General features: G+C 69.5%; 17 protein-coding genes. 10 read left to right on the plus strand and 7 right to left on the minus strand.

The genetic code is table 11. The features are described 5' to 3' along the window. Position 1 precedes the first annotated feature (1 nt). Complete coding sequence (gene drmA, locus AC6JA9_RS12690) at positions 2-3,340, plus strand: DISARM system helicase DrmA (RefSeq protein ID WP_497959781.1); 3,339 nt, start codon at positions 2-4, stop codon at positions 3,338-3,340. Beyond that, positions 3,327-5,174 (plus strand): DUF1998 domain-containing protein, encoded by a 1,848-nt coding sequence (drmB, locus tag AC6JA9_RS12695; protein ID WP_426747203.1) that lies wholly within the window; start codon positions 3,327-3,329, stop codon positions 5,172-5,174. Before drmA ends, drmB begins: the two co-directional genes overlap by 14 nt. Before the next feature lie 602 nt (positions 5,175-5,776). Here the strand turns inward: drmB and AC6JA9_RS12700 are convergent. After that, positions 5,777-6,298, minus strand: coding sequence for a hypothetical protein (locus tag AC6JA9_RS12700; RefSeq protein WP_223748816.1), 522 nt, complete (start codon positions 6,296-6,298; stop codon positions 5,777-5,779). A gap of 377 nt (positions 6,299-6,675) precedes the next feature. On the opposite strand from AC6JA9_RS12700, the gene AC6JA9_RS12705 reads away from it, so the two are divergent. Further along, positions 6,676-7,107, plus strand: a complete 432-nt coding sequence (locus tag AC6JA9_RS12705; protein WP_483577427.1) for a hypothetical protein — start codon at positions 6,676-6,678, stop codon at positions 7,105-7,107. A 22-nt stretch (positions 7,108-7,129) separates the two neighbouring features. Here AC6JA9_RS12705 and AC6JA9_RS12710 read toward each other — a convergent pair whose 3' ends face one another. Further along, on the minus strand, positions 7,130-8,950 hold the full coding sequence (locus AC6JA9_RS12710; RefSeq protein WP_223748818.1) for a hypothetical protein: 1,821 nt from the start codon (positions 8,948-8,950) through the stop codon (positions 7,130-7,132). A 90-nt stretch (positions 8,951-9,040) separates the two neighbouring features. On the opposite strand from AC6JA9_RS12710, the gene AC6JA9_RS12715 reads away from it, so the two are divergent. Further along, a complete protein-coding gene (locus AC6JA9_RS12715; RefSeq protein WP_223748819.1) occupies positions 9,041-9,724 on the plus strand; it encodes a hypothetical protein in 684 nt (227 codons plus the stop codon). A gap of 36 nt (positions 9,725-9,760) precedes the next feature. On the opposite strand, the gene AC6JA9_RS12720 is transcribed toward AC6JA9_RS12715, so the two are convergent. From AC6JA9_RS12720 to AC6JA9_RS12730, 3 genes are all read right to left on the minus strand, one after another. After that, entirely contained in the window at positions 9,761-10,246 is a 486-nt protein-coding gene (locus AC6JA9_RS12720; protein ID WP_497959783.1) for a hypothetical protein, read from the minus strand. 199 nt (positions 10,247-10,445) lie between these two features. Beyond that, on the minus strand, positions 10,446-11,129 hold the full coding sequence (locus AC6JA9_RS12725) for a hypothetical protein (protein WP_223748821.1): 684 nt from the start codon (positions 11,127-11,129) through the stop codon (positions 10,446-10,448). Between the two features lie 64 nt (positions 11,130-11,193). Continuing rightward, positions 11,194-11,634: a hypothetical protein gene (locus AC6JA9_RS12730; protein ID WP_223748822.1), complete on the minus strand. Its 441-nt coding sequence runs from the start codon at positions 11,632-11,634 to the stop codon at positions 11,194-11,196. Between the two features lie 352 nt (positions 11,635-11,986). Here AC6JA9_RS12730 and AC6JA9_RS12735 point away from each other — a divergent pair, with 352 nt between their 5' ends. Continuing rightward, positions 11,987-15,184: a protein kinase domain-containing protein gene (locus AC6JA9_RS12735; protein ID WP_497959785.1), complete on the plus strand. Its 3,198-nt coding sequence runs from the start codon at positions 11,987-11,989 to the stop codon at positions 15,182-15,184. Here the strand turns inward: AC6JA9_RS12735 and AC6JA9_RS12740 are convergent. Further along, positions 15,165-16,031, minus strand: a complete 867-nt coding sequence (locus AC6JA9_RS12740) for an ADYC domain-containing protein (RefSeq protein ID WP_497959786.1) — start codon at positions 16,029-16,031, stop codon at positions 15,165-15,167. The two genes, AC6JA9_RS12735 and AC6JA9_RS12740, sit on opposite strands and share 20 nt — an antisense overlap. Before the next feature lie 622 nt (positions 16,032-16,653). On the opposite strand from AC6JA9_RS12740, the gene AC6JA9_RS12745 reads away from it, so the two are divergent. The 4 genes from AC6JA9_RS12745 to AC6JA9_RS12760 all read left to right on the plus strand — a co-directional run bounded on the left by AC6JA9_RS12745 (position 16,654) and on the right by AC6JA9_RS12760 (position 20,023). Next, a complete protein-coding gene (locus AC6JA9_RS12745) occupies positions 16,654-18,027 on the plus strand; it encodes a sigma 54-interacting transcriptional regulator (RefSeq protein WP_223785229.1) in 1,374 nt (457 codons plus the stop codon). Positions 18,028-18,161: 134 nt separating this feature from the next. Further along, positions 18,162-18,338, plus strand: coding sequence for a hypothetical protein (locus AC6JA9_RS12750; protein ID WP_267697140.1), 177 nt, complete (start codon positions 18,162-18,164; stop codon positions 18,336-18,338). Between the two features lie 366 nt (positions 18,339-18,704). Continuing rightward, positions 18,705-19,658, plus strand: coding sequence for an esterase/lipase family protein (locus AC6JA9_RS12755; protein WP_223785230.1), 954 nt, complete (start codon positions 18,705-18,707; stop codon positions 19,656-19,658). Next, positions 19,655-20,023 carry a hypothetical protein gene (locus AC6JA9_RS12760; RefSeq protein ID WP_497959788.1) on the plus strand — a complete coding sequence of 123 codons (369 nt, stop codon included), beginning with the start codon at positions 19,655-19,657 and terminating at the stop codon, positions 20,021-20,023. Before AC6JA9_RS12755 ends, AC6JA9_RS12760 begins: the two co-directional genes overlap by 4 nt. Here the strand turns inward: AC6JA9_RS12760 and AC6JA9_RS12765 are convergent. Beyond that, a complete protein-coding gene (locus tag AC6JA9_RS12765) occupies positions 19,975-20,931 on the minus strand; it encodes a phosphotransferase family protein (RefSeq protein ID WP_497959789.1) in 957 nt (318 codons plus the stop codon). The genes AC6JA9_RS12760 and AC6JA9_RS12765 overlap by 49 nt on opposite strands. Before the next feature lie 26 nt (positions 20,932-20,957). Between AC6JA9_RS12765 and AC6JA9_RS12770 the strand changes: the two genes are divergently transcribed. Further along, positions 20,958-22,412, plus strand: coding sequence for a hypothetical protein (locus AC6JA9_RS12770; protein ID WP_267697139.1), 1,455 nt, complete (start codon positions 20,958-20,960; stop codon positions 22,410-22,412). Positions 22,413-22,448 lie beyond the last annotated feature (36 nt).

The raw sequence follows: 22,448 nt of genomic DNA on the forward strand, positions 1-22,448 counted from the left end.
CATGCATGCTTCTGACACGGGAGCGGTCCGCTCCCACCTCATCGATGCGCTCGAAGCGGACCTCGTCGGTCCGTTCCACAAGCCTCCAGGGGCTCCCGTCTCGGACGCCTCGGAAGTGCTCCGCACACCACCGTCCCGTTGGTACCTGACGGGCTTCCTCGTCCCGCTCGATCAGGGTGTCATCGAGGATGACCCCGACGACGAGGAAGACGACCTGGCCGCGGGCAATGACGAGGACGATGAGGAGTCCTCTCGTCCCGATCCGACCGCCAAGAAGGTGCGCCGCCTGCCCGCGTCCATGGGCCTGTCCGTCTTCGTCCCCGCGGGCACGTCCCAGCTCACCGCCCATGTCTGCTGGGCGGACTATCAGCGCATCGATGCAGAGGGGCGCAAGCAGTGGCGCCGCACCTTCCATCAACGCACCGTCACCCTGCACCTGAACGACGCGACTCTGCGGGAAGGACTGTACGTCCAGGACAGCGGTGGCCTGCGCCTGGAGGGCCATGTGGAGAAAACGCGCGAAGGCGAGCTCGCGGTCGCCATCTTCCTCGTCAACGCACGCCCTCCCACCAGCACCTCCGCCGACCGGGACGAGGCCTACGTCTTCCAAACCCACCTCGCCCTGGAATGCGCGCACGGCTTCGTCAGCCGACAGGACTCCAGCGACGCCAGGAGCGAGGACGAAGACGACCTCGTCAACGACCTCCAGTTCCGTGACCGCCAGCGGTGGGCCGTGGGCCATGGCATCTCCGTGCGCATCCCATCCACCTCCGTCCCCGTCACTCGCGTGGAAACGGACTGGCTGCCACGCGTCGAGGTGCTCCCTGTCGAAGCGAGGCAGCTCGACGAGGTCACGGTGGGCATGGAGCAGCTCGCCGTGTTCACGACACCCTCCGAGGCCGTGGCGGCCCTGCTTCCCCTGGTCCGGACCTACCGTGAATGGGTGGCCACCCAGGCCACGCTCGCTGTTGGCAGCGAACGCCGCGAGAAGACCCGGGATGAACTCATCCGCAGGGCTCGCCGTGCGGCTGACCGCATCGAGGACGGCATCCAGCTCCTGGCCCGGGAACCTCTCGCCTTCGACGCCTTCCGCTGGATGAACAGCGTCATGGCTCAGTCAGAGCGCAAGGTCCGGCAGGACGAGGCTCCCAAATGGCGCCTCTTCCAGCTCGCCTTCATCCTGCTCAACCTCCCCTCTGTCGAGGACGAAGACCACGCGGACCGTGAGCTCGTGGAGCTCATCTTCTTCCCCACCGGCGGCGGAAAGACGCAGGCCTACCTGGGCCTCATCGCCTTCACCTTGCTCCTGCGCCGCCTCCGGGGGCAAGCCCACCTCCACGGCGGCCTGGGCGTGGCGGTGCTGCTTCGCTACACGCTGCGGTTGCTCACCCTCGACCAGCTCGGTCGCGCCGCGACCCTCATCTGCGCGCTCGAAGTACTCCGCCAGCAGGAGCCGAAACGCCTGGGCGCCGTGCGCTTCTCCATCGGACTGTGGGTCGGCCGCTCCGCGACCGCCAACACGCTGGAGCAGGCCTCCACGCAAATCACCGAGTACAAGAACGACAACAGCGCCCGCGCACAATCTCCGTTCCCGCTCGCCACCTGCCCCTGGTGCGCCACGCCATTCGAACGGGAGTGCTTCATCCTCCGTCCCTCCAAATCCAGACCGGAGGAAGTCCTCGTCGGCTGCGCCAACATCGCGTGCTCGTTCAACCTCGGACGCAACCCGGAAGGGCTCCCCGTCCTCTTCGTCGACGAGCAGATCTACCGGGAGCTGCCGTGCTTCCTCGTCGCCACCGTGGACAAGTTCGCCATGCTGCCGTGGCGTGGAGAGACGGGCTCGCTCTTCGGCCGTGTCCTCGGTCGTACCGGCAAGCGCTTCGTCGGTCCATGCAACGATGCCGCGGATGTGAAGGCGGCGCTCGTGATGCTCCCGAAGGGACTGCCTCCCCCGGAGCTCATCGTGCAGGACGAACTGCACCTCATCTCCGGCCCGCTGGGCTCCATGGTGGGCCTCTACGAAGGAGCCGTCCTGACGCTCGCGCCCCGGGCGAAGCTGGTGGCCTCCACCGCCACTGTCCGCCGCTCCCGGCAACAGGTCAGTCGCCTCTATGGACGGGACGTCGCGCTCTTCCCTCCGCCTGGCGTGGATGCCTCCGAGACGTTCTTCGCCTCCGTGGGCAAGAAGGGCGCGCGCCAATACCTGGGCGTGGCGGCACCCGGGCGGCCCATGAAGGCCCTCCTGCTGCGCGTCTATGTCAGCCTGCTCGCCGCCGCCGCGCGCGGAGAACAGCTCCACGGCGCCGTGAGCGCGGACCCGTACCTGACGCTCGTCGGCTACTTCAACAGCCTGCGTGAGCTGGGCGGCATGCGCCGGCTGGTCGAGGACGAGGTGCGCCGACTGGTGATGGACCGCGTCCGCCGTCGTCCCGAGGACTTCAGCAAGGACGCCGAGCATCCCTGGTACCGGGGCAGGACCATCCGCGGCGAGCCCATCGAGCTGACCAGCCGGGAGAAGACGGCCGACATCAAGGCCTCGAAGAACCGCCTGGAGCTCACGCACGGTCAGCCCCAGAGCATCGACGTCGTGCTCGCCAGCAACATGATCTCCGTCGGCGTGGACATCGACCGGTTGGGGCTCATGGTCGTGGCGGGACAACCCAAGACGACCAGCGAGTACATCCAGGCGTCCAGCCGCGTGGGCCGCAAGATGAACAAGCCCGGCCTGGTGGTGACGTGCCTCAACGCCGCCAAGCCCAGAGACCGCAGCCACTACGAGCGCTTCGGGACGTACCACGAGTCGTTCTATCGCTTCGTCGAGGCCACCTCGGTGACTCCCTTCTCGGCACCGGCGCTCGACCGGGGGCTGGCGGGCGTGGTGGTGGCGCTGGGCCGGCTGCTGGACACCGCCATGACCGCGCCCCTGGAGTGGAAGTCCCTGCAGGCGCACCGGGACCGGCTGGAGCAGGCGCTCGAAGCACTGGCGAAACGCGCGGGCCGAGAACTGCCCACGGAGGAGGCGGAGCGCGCCAGCGACATCGTGATGCAGCGCGCGCGAGGCCTGCTCGACTCGTGGCGCAACATCATCGAACAGGCGAAGAAGGACGCCGCCCAGCGCGCGTACTCTCGCTACGACCCGGAGGGGAAGGGGCTCAAGCCCCTGCTGCACGGCTTCCTGGACCGGACCGACGACCTCACCCAGGACGAGCTCAAGTTCGAGGCACCCACGTCCATGCGTGACGTGGAGTCCTCGGTGCACCTGTGGATTTCACGGCAACCCCTGGGTGGCTACCGCGCCCCGAAGGCCGCGACGGAGGAGGTGGCGCATGACGAGCCGTAGGAAGTGGACCCGGGCCCGCTCGACGCGGCCGCCGGATGGGCGCGTGCGCCAGAGCCAGGTGGTCTCCACCTTCGGTCCTGGCAGCATGCTGGACCTGCTGAATGACGCGGTCCTCGTGGGCGGCCTCGACTTCTGGCGCCTCAAGGGGCAGGGCGAGGTGGTCAACGAGCCACGGCTCTTGGAAATCGTCGAGCCGCTCTACCACCGCAACAAGTGGCCGCTCAGCAAGGAGGCCCCCTTCCGCAAGCCCCCTGCCGGGGACGAGCGGGAGCCGACGGAGTCCTGCGGCATCCAGGTGTATGAGTTTCCGCGCTGGTTCGTCTGCCAGAACCCCCACTGCCGCACGCTGGTTCGGGCCAACAGCCTGGAGCGCGTGAACCAGGAGTACCGCCACCGCTGCGCGGGTGGGGACGCGAAGCCCGAGCGCTGCGTGCCGGTGCGCTTCGTCTCGGCCTGTCCTCGTGGGCACCTGTCGGACATCGACTGGACCTGGTGGACACACGAGCGCAAGCCTTGCGACGCCCCCCAGCTCAAGCTCGAGGAGGGCGTGAGCGGTGACTTCAGTGACATCGAGGTCGCGTGCTCGACGTGCGGCAAGCGCAGACGACTCATCGACATGACCCACAAGGAGCAGCAGGACCGCTGCGACGGGGAGCGGCCCTGGCTGGGATTGGAGGCGAAAGAGCGCTGCGACGAGAAGCAGCGGCTGCTGGTCCGCACCGCCAGCAACGGCTACTTCGCGCAGACCACCAGCGCCATCACCATCCCTGAACCGGAGTCACTCCGGCGCAAGGTGCAGTCCGCGTGGAACATCCTCCAGTCCGCCACCGCGGAGACGCTGCCGGCCTTCCGGACCATCCCCCAGGTCCAGGCGGCGCTCGGCTCCGCCTCCAACGCGGAGGTGCTGGCGGCCATCACCGCGGAGCGCGAGCACTCGCCCGAGGCCGTCCCGGAGATCCGCACCGCGGAGTGGCTCCAGTTCCTCGCACAGCCCCAGGAGAAGCCTGGCGAGATGCCCAGGGACCGCACCGAGGTCTTCTGGGCCCGGCGCATCGCTCGGCCCCAGGGACTGCCCCCGCTGGTCGAACGCGTGGTGCTGGCGCGACGGCTGCGGGAGGTCCAGGCCCAGGTCGGCTTCACCCGGCTGGAGCCCCTGACGAAGGACCTCCAGGGGCGCTACGACCTGGACGTGGCGCTCGCGCCGATGTCGCTCCACCGGGACTGGGTCCCCGTCACGGAGATGCAGGGCGAGGGAATGCTGCTGGTGCTCGACGAGCCGCAGGTGCACGCCTGGGAGCTGTCCGAGCCCGTGCTGCGGCGCGAGGAGGTGCTCCGGGCGGGCTATGAGCGCTGGAAGCAGGGCTCCGGCTCGAAGCTCCCTTTCCCGGGCGTGCGGCTCTACCTGCTCCATTCACTGGCGCACCTGTTGATGACCCAGGTGGCGCTGGAGTGTGGCTATCCCGCGAGCTCCATCCGCGAGCGGCTGTACTGCGCGCCGCACAGCGACGCCGTCCCCATGGCGGGCATCCTGTTGATGACGGGCACCACGGGCGCGGAAGGCACGCTGGGCGGCCTGGTGGAGGAGGGGAGGCGACTGGGGCAGCACCTCGCCCGGGCGCTGGAGGACGCGCGCCTGTGCTCCAACGACCCCGTCTGCGCGCATCACGAACCCACGGGCCGTGACGACCGCGACCTGGAGGGCGCCGCGTGCCACGGGTGCCTCTTCCTCCCCGAGTGCTCCTGCGAGCGCTTCAACCAGTACCTCGACCGAGCGCTCGTCGTGCCCACGCTGGGCCACGAGGACGTCGCCTTCCTGAAGACGCCGTGGACCTGAGCGGCGAGGTGACCGTGGACCTGGGGCGACAGAACGCGGGGGCGCATCCTCTCGTCGGTCCACGGACACCTTGCGGCCGGGGGCAAGCTCGCGTCAGGCCCGGGCTCCAGTGACAAGGAGGGCTCGCAACCCTTCAACAACCCGTTCCGGCGCCACAAGCTCTGACGTCGGGTGGACATTGGGCGCAACGCGTCAGGAGGGCGACGCTTGACCCAAGGTGCGGGCCCGCCGTTGGATTCGAGGGCTACAACTGCAACGGGGTTTCCATCATGGTTCGTCGTGTACTGGCGTTCGCGGCTTTCGTTTCCATCATTGGCTGTGGCGGAGCAGAGGTTGCGGAGGGCACCGAGACCGGCACCCCTCCCGAGCAGGAGGTGTCCGCGCAGGCTGTCTCCTGTGAGGCCCGTCAGGGCAAGGTCTGCAGCCCGGAGACGGAGATCAGCTGCACCTGGGCCAATGGCACCTGGGGTTATTGTATGTGTCAGGCCATCCCCCACAACCGTTGGGTCTGCCTGACCGACTGAGAAGCCCGGCCGAGCCTGGAGAGAGCGCTGCCCGCGACGCTTGAAATCGAGGTGGCGGGCAGCGTCCAGTCCCCGTCCTCAGAGCAGCTTCGTCACCACCAGCGTGACGGGGCCCGCCACGTCCGTGACTCCCTGTGCCGTGAAACACCCCAACACGTCCGTGTTGAGCAGCGTCAGCGTGCGAATCACCGTCGCGCCCAGGAACCGGCCGCTCACCACCGTCCCGGTGAGCACGATGACGTTCTCCCCCGCCGGCTTCGCGTTCACCACGGTGGTGCCCGACACGACGCTCACCGTGTCATCGCTCCACTTGATGTGGATGGTCGAGGCCGCCTGGCCGAACCCACAGCCGAGGATGCCATCGGCCTCCGTGGTGGCGATGGCGGAGGGAAGATTCAGCGGCAGCCCCGCACACCCGTGAGTGCCGATGGCGGAGATGTGGGTCGGCCTGGCGTCGTTGGTGAGGCCTGGCTCGAATTCGGTGACTTCCGCTCCGACACACGTGAGGGCGACCGTCTCCGCTCGGGCCTCCCTCGTGACGAACAGGGCCAATACCAGGAACAACGCAGATGCGGACTTGAAGAGGCTGGTGGATGTCATGACGACTGCTCCCGTTCGAGGTGACGAAGCCCCACGAAGGTGAGGCCCATGACGGAAGCGTGCGAGTCAACTCACGTTGTCTCTTCACTCCCGTCTATTGAAGCCTACGGAGCAGGCGCAGCGTCTTGCCCATGCGCCCTGAGTCATCGCCCGTTGAAACACGTGACAGTATCTTCATCCGTCACCCCCTGGATGCTGTCCTGGCTCAAAGGTACAGGCCCACATGCCCCGCACTGACACCGTCTGTGCGGCTTGGCGGCAGGACGGCTCGCGCTCGATGAAGTCCCCAGGTACTCGGCGCGAGCTTGTCCTCGATGGAATCATGGACGCTGGACCGAGGACCCCAAGATCGATAACCCAGGGGAGTGAACCACTCGATGGATGCCTGCCTGGAGATCTGGATACCCGAAGTACACCTGGGCGGGGGTGTCTCCCGGAAGGTTCGAGTTGTCTCTTGGGGAGGCGAGGAGTTCACCGAGGACCTTGGTGGATGGACTTCACCCGCTGGGGTGGAGCTGCTGGAGAGGGAGCCCCCGGCGCACATCGTGCGCTCGCTGCCGGCCGGTTTTGTCACGGCGGGGTGGAAGTACCTCCGAGTCGAGGCCGCTGAATGGGAGGCGCTCAAGAGCATGCTGTCCGAGCAGTTGAAGCCAGGCGGGCCTTGGGTGGTCGTCTTCGAACCGCACTGCGACCAGCTCGACCTGGTTGTCGAAGCGGACCTCGAGCAGGTGTTGCGCCTGCTCGGGCAAGGCGTGCGCAGAGAAGAATCGGCGCTGGGGTTCGTGGCCTACTGTCGTCCGGCCGTGTAGCAGCACGCCCGGGCCGCGTGGCTCACGGCGCGTTCAGGGCGAAGCTCCAACTCTTGGCGATGCCCACCAGTGGGTCCTGAGACGAGAGCACCACGCGGTGGAGCCCTGGCGCGGTGGTCGTCACGCTCCGGGTCCTCGTCACCGCGTCGTAGATGACAGGAACGTTCGCGCCCCCGGCGTCGAACAGTTGCACGGTCGCTCCGTTGGAGGACACGACGTAGGTCGTCCCTCCCTCCAGCGTGACGGCGAGCTCGTCGAGGTCCGAGCCCAGCTCGAACACGCCCTCCAGGCTCACCGGGAGCGTCACCACCGTGGCGTGGGCCGCGTCGTCGCCATGGTCATCCGTCCCCACCCGCTCCACCCGGAACGTGAAGGCGTAGGGCGCGGAGCGCGAGTCGATGATGAAGGTGACGAGCGTCGATGCCAGCAGGTGCGCCTTCCAGACGCCCTTGCTCGAAGTCATATGCATGCGGAAGGGGAAGGTGCTGCCAGGCGTACTCGCGCTCAGCGAGCAGTCGGGCGTGCAGGTGACCTGATAGACTCCGTCCGCATCCAGTTGCAGCGCGATGGCGTCCAGGTCGGTGGAGCTGTGGATGAGCCCCTCGACGACCTGTCCGACCTCGACGCGGGTGGCGGTCCCGGGCGTGTCGCCGTGGTCATCCGGTCCGAGGTCCTGCAGCTCCACCTGGAAGTCGCTCCACCAGGGAGTCTCCTTCAGGGCACGCGCGAAGACGAAGTAGCGCCCCGTCGAGGTCGCTTCGAGGACGATGCGCCCCCAGGCGGTCTCGGTCAGGACCGTGCCCGCCGCGTCCGTGAGCTGGATGAGGCGCTCGCGCGCGGGGGAGTCGCCGAGGGTGTAGACGTGGCCCTGGGTTGCCTCGAAGGAGAAGACATCCACGTCGTTGCTGCCCTGCAGCCGCGCCGTGACGGGGACTCCCATGGGGAGCGGGGTGGCGCCGAGCATCCCGTTCGCGTGCTCGTCGGGCCCCAGGTCGTCGAGCTGGCATTGCGTGTTGAACACCTTGCTGCCCTTGTAGACGCGCACGTACCAGGTGCTCGCCTCCTGGCTCAGCTGGCCCACCGAGGTGCGCCCCCCGCTGCCCTGCACCTGGGCGCCCGCGCTGTCCCATAAGGTCACCGAGACCTCGGCCTCGCAGGAGAACCGGAAGCCGCGCCCCGGCTCGGTGCGGAAGGAGAAGACGTCGCTGTCCTCCGCGAACTCGAGTGCGACGGGGAACGGCGCGCTCGGCACCGTGATGGGCGTCGCCGTGGCGGGCGTGTCGCCGTGCGCATCCTTGCCCAGGTCCTCCAACCGGTAGGCGTACGTCCCCGCGCCCTCGCGGCCCGTCCCGGAGGATACCGCGATGAACCGGGGCGCCTCCGGCGTGGAGACGAACTCCAGGACCTCACCCTCCGGTGCGCGGTAGGAGCTCACGTGGACCCGCCGCTCCTGCGCATCCAGCACCTCAATGGACACCGCGGTGAGCGTGCCGGGACGCAGGGTGACGCGGAAGCCATGACCCGCCAGCGGGGGCACGGCGAAGACATCCCGGTCCACCTTGTTCCGGAAGACGGGATGGATGTCTGCCTCCTGGAAGTCCGTCGTGGGGGCCAGGAGGGTGGCGGCTTCCACCGTGTCGCCGTGGTCGTCCGAGGGGCGGAAGGCGGCGATGGTGCAGGTGAGCCCGGCGGCTTCCTCGAAGGCGCTACAGCGGCACACGGGGGCTCCGTCCTCGGAGACACAGCGGCCGGCGGTGCACTCCACTTCGGCGCAGACGCGCAGGTCCTCCTCGGCGGAAGGGCCACCACAAGCGCTGAACAGGACGACAGCCACCAGCGTCATCAGACGCGTCACGGATGAGGAGCGAAAGGGAGACACCGGGAGCCCTGGGTTGACGACCGTCGAGCGACCGTAATAACCCGGCGCCCACACATGCAAAAGCTCTCTCGTCCCACCGCGCGGATGCTGGCCCTGGTGTCACTGCTGGTGTCCTCGATGGCCATCGCGCAGGTGCCCACGGAGGGTAACCCAGACTTTCCGCGCTGGCTGGGGCTCTCCGTGCGTGCGGGCTATCTCATGCCGGGAGGGCAGATGGATGGCTCGCCGGACCCGTTCTATCTGTATGAGGTCTACAAGGGGCTCTTCGCCGCCATCGTGGAGCCCACCGTGCGAATCGGCTCGAACGTCGAACTCGGCCCCTGGCTCCAGCTCTCCCATGCGCAGATGCGGCTGCGCTGCTCCAGCGACGACATGTGTCCGGGCCGCCACCTGCGCTTCGGGCTCCAGGGGAACTACCACTGGATTCCCTCGGGGCCCTACAACCCCTGGACGGGCGTGGCGCTCGGCTACGAGCGGGCCTCGTTCAACGTGCGAGGAATCGACATCGCCTACTCGGGACCGGACGTGACGCTCCAGGCCGGGTTCGACAGGAACTTCGGTGGGAGCTTCTGGGCGGGGCTCTTCGTCAGCTGCTCGGGCGGGCGCTATGACTCGCTCGAGGTGAAGATGAACGGCCGCACGGGCGACGAGAGCCTCCGCGAGCGCACCGTTCATCTGTGGCTCGGCTTCGGCGTCCGCGTGCGGATGGCCGCGCCCGCCTCGACGGCCCATCCCTGAGCGCGGATGCGGCGCGCATCGGCGCGGCGGACGTCCTCACTCCTTCAGGCGGGTGAACTCCATCACCCAGTTGGTCTCCCAGCTGCGGCCTTCGTCTGGCGAGAATGCCTGCTCCCAGCGCGCGGTGTCCTGGCCCAGCCGGGTCCACGTGAAGCGGACGCGGATGGCGCGGCCCTCGAAGGTGTCGTTCGTTTCGAACTGGCCCACGTCGCCCACGAAGCCGCCCAGCACCGGCGGGTCGACGGTGTGGTTGCGATTGTCCACCCAGGAGATGGACCACTGCTTCGTCGCCGGGTTGTAGACCCGGGTCGCCAGGCCCACGAAGCCGGGCCAGAACTCACTGCGATACGTCTCCTGGTTGCCGAGCCCGCCGGGCAGCGGATGCTCTTCCGCGGTGGCCTCGAAGGGCAGCCACTCCGTGCAACCCTTCAGTCGCTCCTTGAGCCGACGGTTCTGGACCCGCCAGCGTCCCATGAGGAAGTCGAAGTCCCGCGCCCCGTCGTTCTGTCCCTGCTCACTCATGCCATCGGCTCCGTTCAGGAGGTCGAGGGCCCGGCTCGGGCCCCTGAACGCACACGATGGAGGGGATATAGGGCGAACTTGGACCTGATTCGGACAGGCCCTGGAATCACTCCTTGACCCTGACTTTCCAGCGAAACCGCTGGGGCCGCGAGGACGCCTGTCTGCCTTGAGGCTGCTGCAGGCGTCCCCGTCGTGGCGGCTACTGGAAGGCCTGGGTGTCATCGGTCCCCGGAGAAAGAAGTCGCTCCATGGGAAGCTCCACGCCTTCGCGCGCCAGGTAGGTGACGGTGACGATTCTGTCGTCGGTCGAGTCCTCACCGCGCACCGTCACGAAGGCCGCGTTCCACACCTGTCGCTTCGGATCCATGAACGCCGCCTGCACGAAGGTGAGGGATTGCTCGCTGTCTCCATGTTCCGTCTCGATGCGGCACAGGCTGCCCCTGCATTCGACGGACCTGAGCTGCGAGGGGTCTGGCAGCGCGGCCCTCACGCCGTCCTTCGCGTGCTGCTCGGCGCTCCGAGCCCAGGCGGGGTCGAAAGGCTCATCTCCGAAGTAGGCCTCGAGGCGCTGTCTCAGCTGCGCCGTGGACACGGGCGAAGGGGGTGGCGTCACCGCGGAATCGCGTGGCGGAGAAGCAGGCTCGGGGGCCGTGGGCCCGGGGGCCAGGGGCGGAGGGACGGCGGCCTCGACGCGCGCCTCGCGCAGGCGGATGGGCGGCGTGGGTTCGGGAGCAGGGGCCGGCTCCTGTCGTTGGGCCGCGAGCGGCTCCGCCGTGGAGGCGCGCTGAAGGAGCTCGTCCCTCTCGTGTCGCTGGTAGACGAACAGCACGGTGGCGCACGCGCAGGCGAGCGCGCCGCCCGTCAAGAGTTGCCGGGGCTTCATGGTCATGACCTCGGAGGATTGAGCCGCCGCCACCTGGACGGCGGATGGCGGCGGCTCGAGGCGACTACTGGAACCAGCTCACGCTGTTCACGCGTCCGCCGGGGCTGAGCGTGCACGCGACGTTCAGGGTGCCGCCGGAAGGCGCGTACACCGGGCCGAGCGAGATGTTCTGGTTGGTGCCGAAGCTCGGGAGGTAGGTGACGGGCACCGAGTACATGCCCGTCGCATCGCTGGTGAGGCCGAAGAACCGGCAGCCGACGTTGTTGGCGGTGGTCGCGCCATAGGCGTTCACGACGAGCCGGTAGTTACCGGAGCTGTCGACCGTGGTCGGGAAGAACAGGGTGACGGCCCGGGTGCAGTTGTTGGTCTGCGTGGTCCAGGACTCGCCCATGCAGGCGCCGTCCACCTGGAGCTGCGGCTTGCCGTGCCACCCGGCCACGGAGCGGGCGTTGGCGGTGCCGGCGACGCTGGCGAGCGCCAGCGCGGATGCAACGAGGGTCTTCATGTGATGGGTCATGGGTTCCGCTTTCTGGGAGTGGAGATGCTTCGAGGCACGTGAGTGTGTTTGCCGGAGCCGGCCTCTCGGCTCGGCGGCATGAGCGTGGGTGTGTGGAGTTGAGGCGTCCGTCGTGACGCCTTCTCCATGCATCCGCGTCGGGTGCGAGGGATTGCAGCCCGCGTGCCTGGCCGGATGCCGCGGTCTCCAGGGGCCTCTCCCTCTGGACCCACGCGACCGTCGGCCTGTCAGGCACGGTCCAGGCACAGTTCCGCGCGGTGCCGGGCACACCGTGCCCGGATGGCCGGGGCCGTGCGCCTGGGGCGACTGCCATGGGCTATCCTGTTGCCAGGGGGAACACGTGGACGATGACCGGGAGGATGTTCCGGAGGCGGCGCAGCCCACCGCGGAGCGCAGCATCGCGCCGGGGGCAGGGGAGACCGGGCTCCAGGGGGACTCCTCCGTGGGCCACTACACGTTGCTGGCGCTGCTCGGCCGCGGTGGCATGGGCGAGGTCCACAAGGCCTGGGACCGGCGGCTGGGCCGCACCGTCGCGCTGAAGTTCGTGCGAGGCGCCGACCCGGACCGGGTGATGCGCTTCCTCCAGGAGGCCCGGGCGCAGGCGCGAATCGACCATCCGAACGTGTGCGCGGTGTACGAGGTCGGCCACGCGGAGGGCCGCGACTACATCGCCATGCAGCTCATCGAGGGCCCACGGCTCGACCAGGTCGCCGGAGGGCTGTCGCTCCCGGAGAAGGTCCAGGTGGTGCGAGAGGTCGCCGCCGCGATGCATGAGGCGCACCGGCTCGGTGTCATCCACCGCGACCTCAAGCCGGCCAACATCCTGGTGCGACGGCGGGAGGACGGGAGCTGTGTCCCGGTGGTGATGGACTTCGGCCTGGCGCACGAGTCCGGCCTCGAGCAGGGCCTCACCCGGTCCGGCGCGGTGATGGGGACCCCCGGGTACATGTCACCGGAGCAGGCCCGTGGAGAGACGCGGGCGGTCGACCGGCGCTCGGATGTCTATGGCCTGGGCGCCACCCTCCATGAGCTGCTGTCCGGCGCGCCTCCGTTCTCGGACACGACGCTCGTCGGCACCCTCAACAAGGTGCTCCACGAGGAGGCGCCGCCCCTGCGCACGCTCGTGCCGCACCTGCCCGGTGACCTGGAGGTCATCGTCCTCAAGTGCCTGAGCAAGGACCCCGAGCAGCGCTACCCCTCGGCCCGCGCCCTCGCCGAGGACCTGGGGCGCTACATCGACGGAGAGCCCATCCTCGGGCAACGTCCGGGCCTGCTCTCCCGACTCTGGCGCCGCGCGCGCAAGCACCGGGCCCTGGTGGCGGTCTCCGCCGTGTCGCTCGCGAGCATCCTCCTCCTGGCGGTCCTGGGCGTCACCTCCCGCCTGGAGGCGCGTCATGCCCGACTGCAATCGGAGGGGCGTGCGCGGATGGCCGAGCAGCTGGGCCAGCAGGTGAAGGACATCGAGTGGTTCCTGCGCATGGCCTACACGGTTCCCCTGCACGACACCGGTCGGGAGCAGCAGCTCGTGCGCGAGCGCATGGCGCGCATCGCGGCCTGGCGGCACACGCTGGGGGAGCCTGGGGACGCGCTCGTCCAGTACGCGCTGGGGCGGGGCCATCTCGCGCTGCACGAGCTGGAGCAGGCCCACGAGGCGCTGACGCAGGCGAGACAGAAGGGGTTGGACTCGCCGGAGCTTCATCATGCGCTGGGCCGGGTCCTCGGTGAGCGCTACCACCAGGCGATGGAGGAAGCGCGGCGCGGTGGAGACCCGACGTGGGTCGCGGCGCGGCAGCGTGCCGTCGAAGAGCAGTACCTCCAGCCCGCGCTCCAATCGCTCGAGCACAGCCGGGTGCTGGAGCTGGAGTCCCCCCGGTATCTGGAGGGCCTGATTGCCTTCTATCGCCGTGACTACGACGCGGCGTCGCGGGCCGCGCTGCTCGCCGAGGCCGAGGCTCCGTGGTTGTACGAGGCCCGGAAGCTCGCGGGAGACGTGGCGCATGCGCGGGCGATGGAGCAGCTGGAGCGGGGCGAATACGACAAGGCGCGCTCGGGGCTCCACGAGGCCCGTCGCCTCCATGAGCGCGCCGTGGAGCTGGGACGCAGCGACGCGCGGAGCTACGAGGCGCTGGCGGAGGTGGGGTTGCAGGAGGCGGAGCTGGACCGGCGCCAGGGCCAGTCTCCCCGCGCATCGCTGGAGAAGGCGCTGGCCGCGGCGGAGCAGGGACTCCTGGCCGCGCCGTCTCGCGGTGCCGCATACACCCGCAAGGCCTTCATCCTCCTCAATCGCTACCGCGCCGCGAATCCCGGAGGCGAGGGGCCGGACCCGAAACGAATCCTCACCGACTGCCTTGAGACCGCGGCGCGCGCGGTGGCGCTGTCTCCTCGGGACATCCAGGCACATGACATCCTGGGGGTCGGCCATTTCTTCCAAGGGCTCCAGGCCTCCTGGGAGGGACGAGACCCCGAGCCCGCCTGGGACGAGGCCATCTCCCGCCTGGGCCGGGCCCTGGAGCTCCAGCCCCAATACCCCTGGGGGCTCAATGACTTGTCGCTGGTGCATCGTTGGCGAGGCAATCGCCAGCGTGAGCGCGGAGAGGACCCGTCCGCCGCCTATGCCGAGGCGGAGCGCCTGCTGCGTCTGGCCGTGAGGTACGACCCGAGATACGTGTTCGGGTACTCGAACCTGGCGGAGCTGTACAACGCGATGGCGGCGCAGGGCCTCTCGCGGGGGCTGGACCCGGAGCCCGAGGTGCGCAAGGCCCTCGCGGCGGGAGAGGCCGCGCTCGCCATCAACGGCAACTTCCACTCCGCGCTGAACAAGCTGGGGCTCTCGGAGCTGCTTCGCGCGGAGTACCTCGTCGCCTCGGGGGCGGATGCGCGGGCGCCGCTGGAGCGTGCTTCCCGCTGGTTCGAGCGCTCGCTCGCCATCAATCCGACCCTCGGGCGGACCCACTTCTCCCTGGCCATGGGGCACCTGCTCTCGGCGACCCAGGCCGTGGGAGAAGACAGGGACCCCGGTGCCGCGCTCCAGGCGGGCCAGCGAGCCCTGGCGGCCGCGTCGCGCGGGGACGCGAGCTGCGCCGACTGCCAGGTGCTGCGCGCGCGGCTGGCGCTCGTGGAGGCCACCTGGGCGCGACGCAACGGGGGCTCCGGACTCCAGCACCTCCAGCGCGCCCGCGCCGAAGCGCGCAAGGCGGTGGACATCCAGCCCTACAACGACTCCCACCAGGAGCTGGCGAGGGCCTGTCTGCGTCTGGCGGAGGCCGTGTCACCCCGCGAGGCCCCTGGCTTCATCTCCGAGGGGCTCGCGCAGGTGGACCTGTCGCTCACGCTGGACTCGAAGCTGGCCTCGGCCCACGCCGTCCGCGGAGGGCTGCTGTTGCTCCAGGCACGGCTGGCACGCTCGGAGGCGGAGCGCGCCGAGCCGCTGCGTCGGGCCCGTGAGTCACTGGTGAAGGCCCTCACCCTCAATCCACTGCTCCGACGGGAGCACGCGGCCGCGCTCCGCGAGGCGGGGCTCAGTCCGGCGCCGGGGTGAGCCTGCCCGTGGCGAGCTTTCCCGCCGGGGTCCACGTGGGGGGCCTGGGGCATGGCGGTATCCCGTGCAGGCCTTCGGGCAGGGGCATGTCGGGGACCCGGCGATTCTCCGCGTTGAGGCAGACCGCGCCCCGGGGACTCCAGAGGGCCTCCAGCGTGCGCAGCTCCTCGACGTGGTTGTTCGCGCTCCTCCCCAGGCCGAACTCGTCGCGCCTGGCGATGCGCGTGCCGTTCCGGGTGTAGCTCGCGAGGTCTCCGCGGCCGACGAAGTACGCGGCGCGCTTGGCCTGCAGGCACGAGCCGAAGACATGGCCGCGCAGCACGTCGTAGCCGCCCGTGTCGGGGCTCCAGGGGGCGTAGCCCCAGTCGAGGCAGGTGACGATGGCGCCCGACTCACAGCCGATGGTGGTCCACGCGGGGACGGGCTCGACGGCCGCGTTCACGCTGTTGATGCGCAGCCCCTGCAAGAACGAAGTGGGGTCCCTGTCGGGGGCGGTGACGCCCCTCGGCGCGCAGTGATTCAGCCAGGGCAGTCCGGTCCCGTATTCCCGATAGAGGACGTCGTACGCGTGGACCCGGGCCGACGCATCCGCGCGGGGTGTCACGGCCAGCTCGAGGATGACGGCTCTCCTGGGCCCGCCGCCGTCGTCGGCTGGGAGCAGCATCACGAGCTTCAGCTGGTGGAGCTCCTCGCCCCTCAGGGAGCGGACCCCGGTGGCGCTGTCCAGGCAGGGGCTTGACTGGGAGCAGTAGTTCACCGTGAGCTGGGTGCCCGTGGCCTGGATGCTGTGAATCCGGACGCCCTCGCCGCCGCCGGGAGCCTGAGGGTTCTGAATGAGCCCGCTCACGGTGTGGGCGCCGAGCCGGTCCCCTCGCCGGGTGGGGTCTCGGCCCATCAATCGGACAGAGGGTTGGGGGAAGCTGGCCGAGGCCGGAACGTTCTCGAAGGCTTCGGGACAGAAGCGTGGACTGCCATCCACCACGAAGCAGTAGTTTCCGCCCTCGATGACGTAGATGCCCAGTCCGTTCGTCTCGGGAGGTTGGCAGTTGGGTTGTCCCGTCGGACATTCCCAGGGAGTCAGGGGCTGGGCTCTCCCTCCGAGCTCACAGGTCTCCACGCCACAGTCCCGCACGGGCAGGCTTTCGTTGGGGTCGGGCTCTCCGGGAGGCGGCGTGGGTTTCACGCAGGACTTGCTCCCGGGAAACAATGCACAGCAGCCGCTGACCCCAGGGGCCAGGAACAACATCAAGAGACACAGCAGCCGCGACCGCGCGCGCGAGTCGGACACGGAGGGGCGGGGGGCTTGCTTCAGGGGCATGTCCATTCCATCCAGGCGTATGGCTTGTTTGGCGAATCCCACGCCATGAGACGGCGAGGACCCCGAATTCTTGAGGCCTCCCTGTCCGCCCCGGAAGGTCAACGGTGGTGCCACCTGAAGTGTGCCGTGACACAGGCATAGGATGGCCGTCATGGAAACGGAACAGGAGCGGTCGACGCTGCGCGCGAGCCGCGGGGGCGCTGGTGGGGGCACGGACGCAGAGGCGCGTGTCCCGGGCCTGATGCGCCTCTTTGGTGGGGGCAGGGCCATGGCCGTGGCGCTGCGCCTGAAAGAGGGCGCGCTGGAGCTGGGGCGAGGCGTCGCCGCGCTGGGAGAGGTCCAGGACGCGAAGATGTCGCGGCGCCATGCCCAGGTCCGCTTCGATGGGCAGCGCTTCTGGGTGACGGACCTGGGGAGCCAGAACGGCACATTCGTGGATGGAGCGGCCATTCCCAAGGGGACTGCCCATGAGGCCCGGCGCGTGGTGCGCATGGGAGACTCGCTGTTCGTTCCCAGCCTGGACTTGCGGCCGCTCGAGGCGCACGGGGTCGAAGTCGTGGAGCAGTTCGTGCGAGGGCCCGCGATGCAAGGCCTGCTCAGGGAGGTCGCCCAGGCCAGCCTCGGCCATTCCCTGTACATCCATGGAGAGAGTGGCACCGGCAAGGAGGGGGTGGCGCGCGCCTTCCATTCCCTCTCCTCCCGGAGGAGTGGCCCCTTCATCGCCGTCAATTGCGCGGCCATCCCCGAGAGTCTCGCGGAGCGGTTGCTGTTCGGTGCTCGGAAGGGGGCGTACTCGGGGGCCGACGTGGATGCACAGGGCTATCTCCAGTCCGCGGATGGCGGCACCCTGTTCCTCGACGAGGTCGTCGAGCTGGACCTGGCGGTGCAGGCGAAGCTCCTGCGCGTGCTGGAGAACCGGGAGGTGACTGCGCTGGGCGCGTCCAAGGCGCAGCGGGTCGACCTGCACGTCTGCTGCGCGAGCAACAAGGCGCTGCGCGCGCAGGTGGCGAACGGACGGTTGCGGGAGGACCTGTACTTCCGCATCGGCCGACCGGACGTCACCCTGCCGCCGCTGCGCCAGCGCCCCGAGGAGATTCCCCTGTTGCTCGAACGAGGACTGTCACCCGGGAGGCGCCTGCACGTCTCGCTGGTCGAGGAGTGTCTGCGCAGGCCCTGGCCCGGCAACATCCGGGAGCTGATGTCCGAGCTGGGCGTCGCCGAACATGCGGCGCAGCGGAAAGGCGCATCGCGGGTCGAGGGCGGTCATCTCAAGCCCGACGCCGGAGTGGCCTTCGGGCAGGCCTTGTCACAGCCCGCCGAAGCGCCACGCGCACCGCCTCGGAAAGGCCCCTCGAAGGCGAAGCCTCTGCCCGCCGACGAGCGCACCCGCATCGAACACGCCTTGCGCCAGCACGGAGGCAACGTGACCGCCACGGCGGGCGCGCTCGGGATGCACCGCACCCAGCTCCGGAGGTTGCTCGACCGCCAGGAGATCGCCGTTCCCGACGCGGACGCGCAGGAGTGAATCGAAGACGCTGTCGTCAGGAGGAAGACCATGAGCACCGCTCGTGCCGTCATCCCGCTGTCCATGCTTCACCGGGGGCGCCCGGGCCACGCGCGGCGAGGACTCTGGACGGCGCACGCTGCTCGTTGGGGGGGATGGCGGACCCCGACATCCACAAGGAGCACGACGAGCTGTTCTTCCTGTCCGGCACCGGCAACGGGTGGCAGCTCCCCATCCATGAGACGCGCGACCTGACGCACCTCCACCCGCACCGCCTGCCTGCCCCTGGGCTGCAACCGGAACATCCGTATCGACGCGGCCACGTTCAATGACACGTCGGGCCGCTGGTTCTTCGATGTCTGGTTCGACCGGGACGGCTCGGTGATTGGCCCGTGCCTCTTCGTGGCCACCCTGGGACAGGCCAACAAGGTCGTCTTCGACGGGGTGTGTCGCAACGCCGGAGACCGCGTGGTGACCCAGGGGGACATGGCCGCCTTCCGTCTCTTCTATTCAAACCTTCATCGGCGCCCGGCGAGCGCACCCGGCCGTTGCGCACCATCGGGGGGCGGGAGTGAGGGCCCTGTTCGCCGGTTGGAACAGCACGCTGGCCTCGAATCCCTCCGTCACCGCTCCCCCCGCACCGGGCCGTGATTCGACATCCATGACGCGACGTGTCACTGTCCTCGCGGAGGTGATGAATGGCAAGTGTCGGCAAGGTCGACGTGGCGCTCGGTGTGCTCAATGGCGTGCTGGGGGATTATCTCCACCGTCAGAACAACGCGCTCGCGACGCCCATGGGGCTCTATCACCAGGGCCTTCCGCTCCCCGTCGAGCGCGAGGCCTTGCGCGCCGCGCATCCGACCTCCACGGGGCGCGTGGCCTTGTGGGTCCACGGGCTCGCCGTGACCGAGGCCGTCTGGGCCTTTCCCTCCGAGCCCACCACGGACTACGGCACCCTCCTGGAGCGTGACGCGGGCTTCACTCCGCTCTACCTCCGCTACAACACGGGCCTGCACATCTCCGACAACGGAGAGACCCTCGCGCACCTGTTGCAGCGCCTGGTCGCCGAGTTCCCCGTCCCCATCACCGAGCTCGTCCTCGTCGGCTACAGCATGGGCGGCCTCGTGTTGCGCAGCGCCTGCCACCTCGCCGACGAGGCGGGTCTGCCCTGGCTCTGCCTCGTGAGACGCTCCTGCTCCATCGGCGTGCCCCACTTCGGCAGCCCCCTGGAGCGCATGGGCACCGTCGTCGCCCAGGTGCTCCGCGCCGTGCCCAACCCCTACACGCGCCTCGTCGCCGACGTCGTCGACCTGCGCAGCAGCGGCGTGAAGGACCTGGGCGTCGCTCGACTCCGCCGACAGGACTGGGAAGACACCTCGACGCCATGCACGCCCCTGCGGCCTCCGCAGGGCATCGCCCACCACCTCATCGTCGGCGCGCTCGGGCAGGAGGGGCGGTGGGTCTCCGCCCTGTTCGGTGACGGCGTCGTCTCGCTGGCGAGCGCCTCGGGTCGTACCGGGCCTCGGGATTCGAGCCCGCTGTTTCCTGCGCAGAACGTCCAGGTGGTCGCGGGTATCGACCACGTCACGCTCGCCCACCACGCCTCGGTCTACGAACGGCTGCGCGCGTCGCTCACGATGGAGGCCTCATGAATCGCCTGCGTGGAGTGAAGGACCTGGTCCGGGACGCGGTGGAGCAGGGCGCCACGGCGGTGGAGCGCATCCACCGCTCCACCGCCGCGAAGCCCTTCCAGGTGTTGCGGTTCATCCCCGCGCTCGACGCCCCCCTGGGCGTCCTGCAGTCCCTCCAGGACACGACCCTGGCCGGTACGTATGGGATGGTCCGCTGGGTCAACCGCGCCGTCGACGGGACGCTGGACGTCGCGCTGGACCTCGTCGAGCACCACCAGCGCTCCCGGACGAACGGAGGCTCAGCAGGCCTTGCGCGACAGCACCCGAGTCCCGTGAATCAGTCGAGGGAGGACGAGGGCTCCGTAAGCAGGGTGAGCGCCCGTTGACCGGCGGAGAGGTACTCCGGTCGCCGCTGCGTCTGCCCGAAGGCGAGGTCCGCCACCGCGCGGCACGCGGCGAACCATCGTGCTCGCGCGAGGACGGTGGGGCTCACCGCGCCATACGTCTCCATCGCGGCGGCCAGCATGGGGGCGCCGCCCCAGTGGAGCAGCCCGGCGAGGTCCCTCGCGGGGTCTCCGATGCACGCGTCGCTCCAGTCGATGACTCCGGTGAGGGCTCCCCGGGCATCCACCAGGACATGCTCGGCCGCGAAGTCTCCGTGGAGCAGCCGGGGCGCGCCGCGTCCCTCCGTGGGGCGCTCCAGGAATCGCCGCTCCCACGCCGTGGCCTCCTGGGCTCCGACATGGCCGTGTTCGACGGCGACATGCAGCTCCTCCACGGCGGCCGCCGACCAGGCTTCGAGCTCCGGGTCGTCGTCCTCCGGGACCTCGAGCCCCATGGCCTCGGCCGGCCCGAGCGCATGGAGCGCCCCCAGGAAGGCCCCCAGCTCACGTCCGAACCTGGACAGTTCGAGCCGCCCCGCGTCGACGAGCAACGCGGGTCTTCCGGGAACCTTCTCGTAGCCCCCGAGGCCCGATGTGATGCCCTCGGCCGGGCCCTCGAGGAATCGATAGAGGGGGACCGGCAGGGGCAGCCGGGGCGCCAGCCACGCCGTCAGGCGCGCCTCCCAGGCCAGGTGTGAGGCGGCTTCGTCGCTCTTGGGGAAACGGAAGACGAAGCGTCCATCCACCTCGAAGGCCTGATGGTCCAGGCCCTCGCCCAGGTGGATGACCCGCGCCGTCGCGAGCGAGGGGAACCCCTCGTGGATGCGCGCGGCGGCCTCCGCCTCCGTGAGGGCTGGAGCCGCACCCACCTGACCCGTGTAACCGGGATATTTCCGCTGCGTATCACCCATGAACCCACCCACCCCGGGAGCGGACCATGGGACTTTCGCTGTCGTCCATCAGCAATCCGATCAGCAACGCCTACAACGCCACGAAGGATGCCGTGACGGAGACGGTCGACAACGTCGTCGACGTTGGCGAGGAGGCGCTCGACACGGCGACGTCCCAGGCCACCGAGGTCTACGAGGGCGTCAGCAGCTTCGTCGAGTCCGCGCCATCCCCTTCCGTCCTGCTCGACCCCTTCGCCACGGCGCGCGACCGGATTGTCGAGACCGCCGAGCAGGGCATCGACTTCGCCCAGGACGTCGGGCGCAGGGTGATTGACGCGGTGGAGGACCAGGTCGACTTCCTCGCCATCGAGAAGCAGCTCGACGACCTGGGCCCGGGGGACAGCTACCAGCTCCGCGCGAGCCTCGATGGCTCGGTGTATGGCATCGGCGGGCGGCTCGAGGGCACGCAGACCCTCACCAAGAACGAGGACGGCTCGTTCACGCTCGCCGTCGCGGGTGAGGCGGGGGCGGGGCTGATGGGGAGCCTCCAGCAGAAGGGGAGTGAGGTCACCGGTGGCGCCTTCTCGAACACCGGTGGCACCGTCGAGTTCACCTTCGACAGCGCCGAGGAGGCGGCGGACGCGGCCCGGACCTTCCTGGGCCCCGTCGCCGGCGGCGTCTCGGGGTTGCTCGATGGGGGCATCGACGGGGCCCTCGACGGGGCGACGCCGGACTACGGCGCGCTGCTCGACAACGTCTCCGCGCTCGAGCTCAACCCGAACTCGTCCACCGAGCTCGCCGCCAGCCTGAGCGGCGGCAAGCAGGCCTCGCTCGGAGGCGGCGTGAACCAGGAGTATGGCGCGAAGGTGCGCCTCGAGTTCGGCGACGGCGCGCCCCGGGTGGTGCTCAGCCAGTACACCAACATCTCCGCCGAGGTGGCCGGTGGCATCCCCGGCCTCAAGGGGGAGCTCGGCGGGGACGTCAAGCTGGAGGTTCAGGAGAGCTTCGAGCTCCCCGACGACCTCAGCGTCAGCGACGTGATGAGCAACCCGGGCAGCCTCGTGAAGGACCTCGCGTCGACGGCGGTGAGCACGGGGGAGGTCTCCGTCTCGCTCACCGCGGACGTGAAGGCGCAGGGGAATGTGCCCATCGCGGGCACGCTCGGCGGCCAGGCCGAGGCCCGGCTCGCGTTCTCCGGTGGTGTGGACGAGGTCTTCGGCTCGGGCGGCATCGAGTCGCTCCTCCAGGGCCGCTTCGGCAAGGCCTTCAACCAGTTCGCCGGGGTGACCCAGCTCGAGGCGAGCCTCACGCCGTACGAGACCGACGTCACCGAGTTCTCCCAGGGCTTCGGCCGGGGGCTGGGCTCCCTCAGCGGCGGCTTCTCCGCGACGACCACCGACCGCAAGGACCCCGCCTTCGAGTACTCGGGCTCGGTGGCGGACGTGCGCGACCAGCTCCGCGACCAGGTCAACCGCTTCCGCCTCCAGGCGCGCTACGCGTAATCCCTCTCCGCCACGGAGGGCCCTCCTCGCCACGGG

Source organism: Myxococcus sp. MH1 (genome assembly GCF_059738865.1).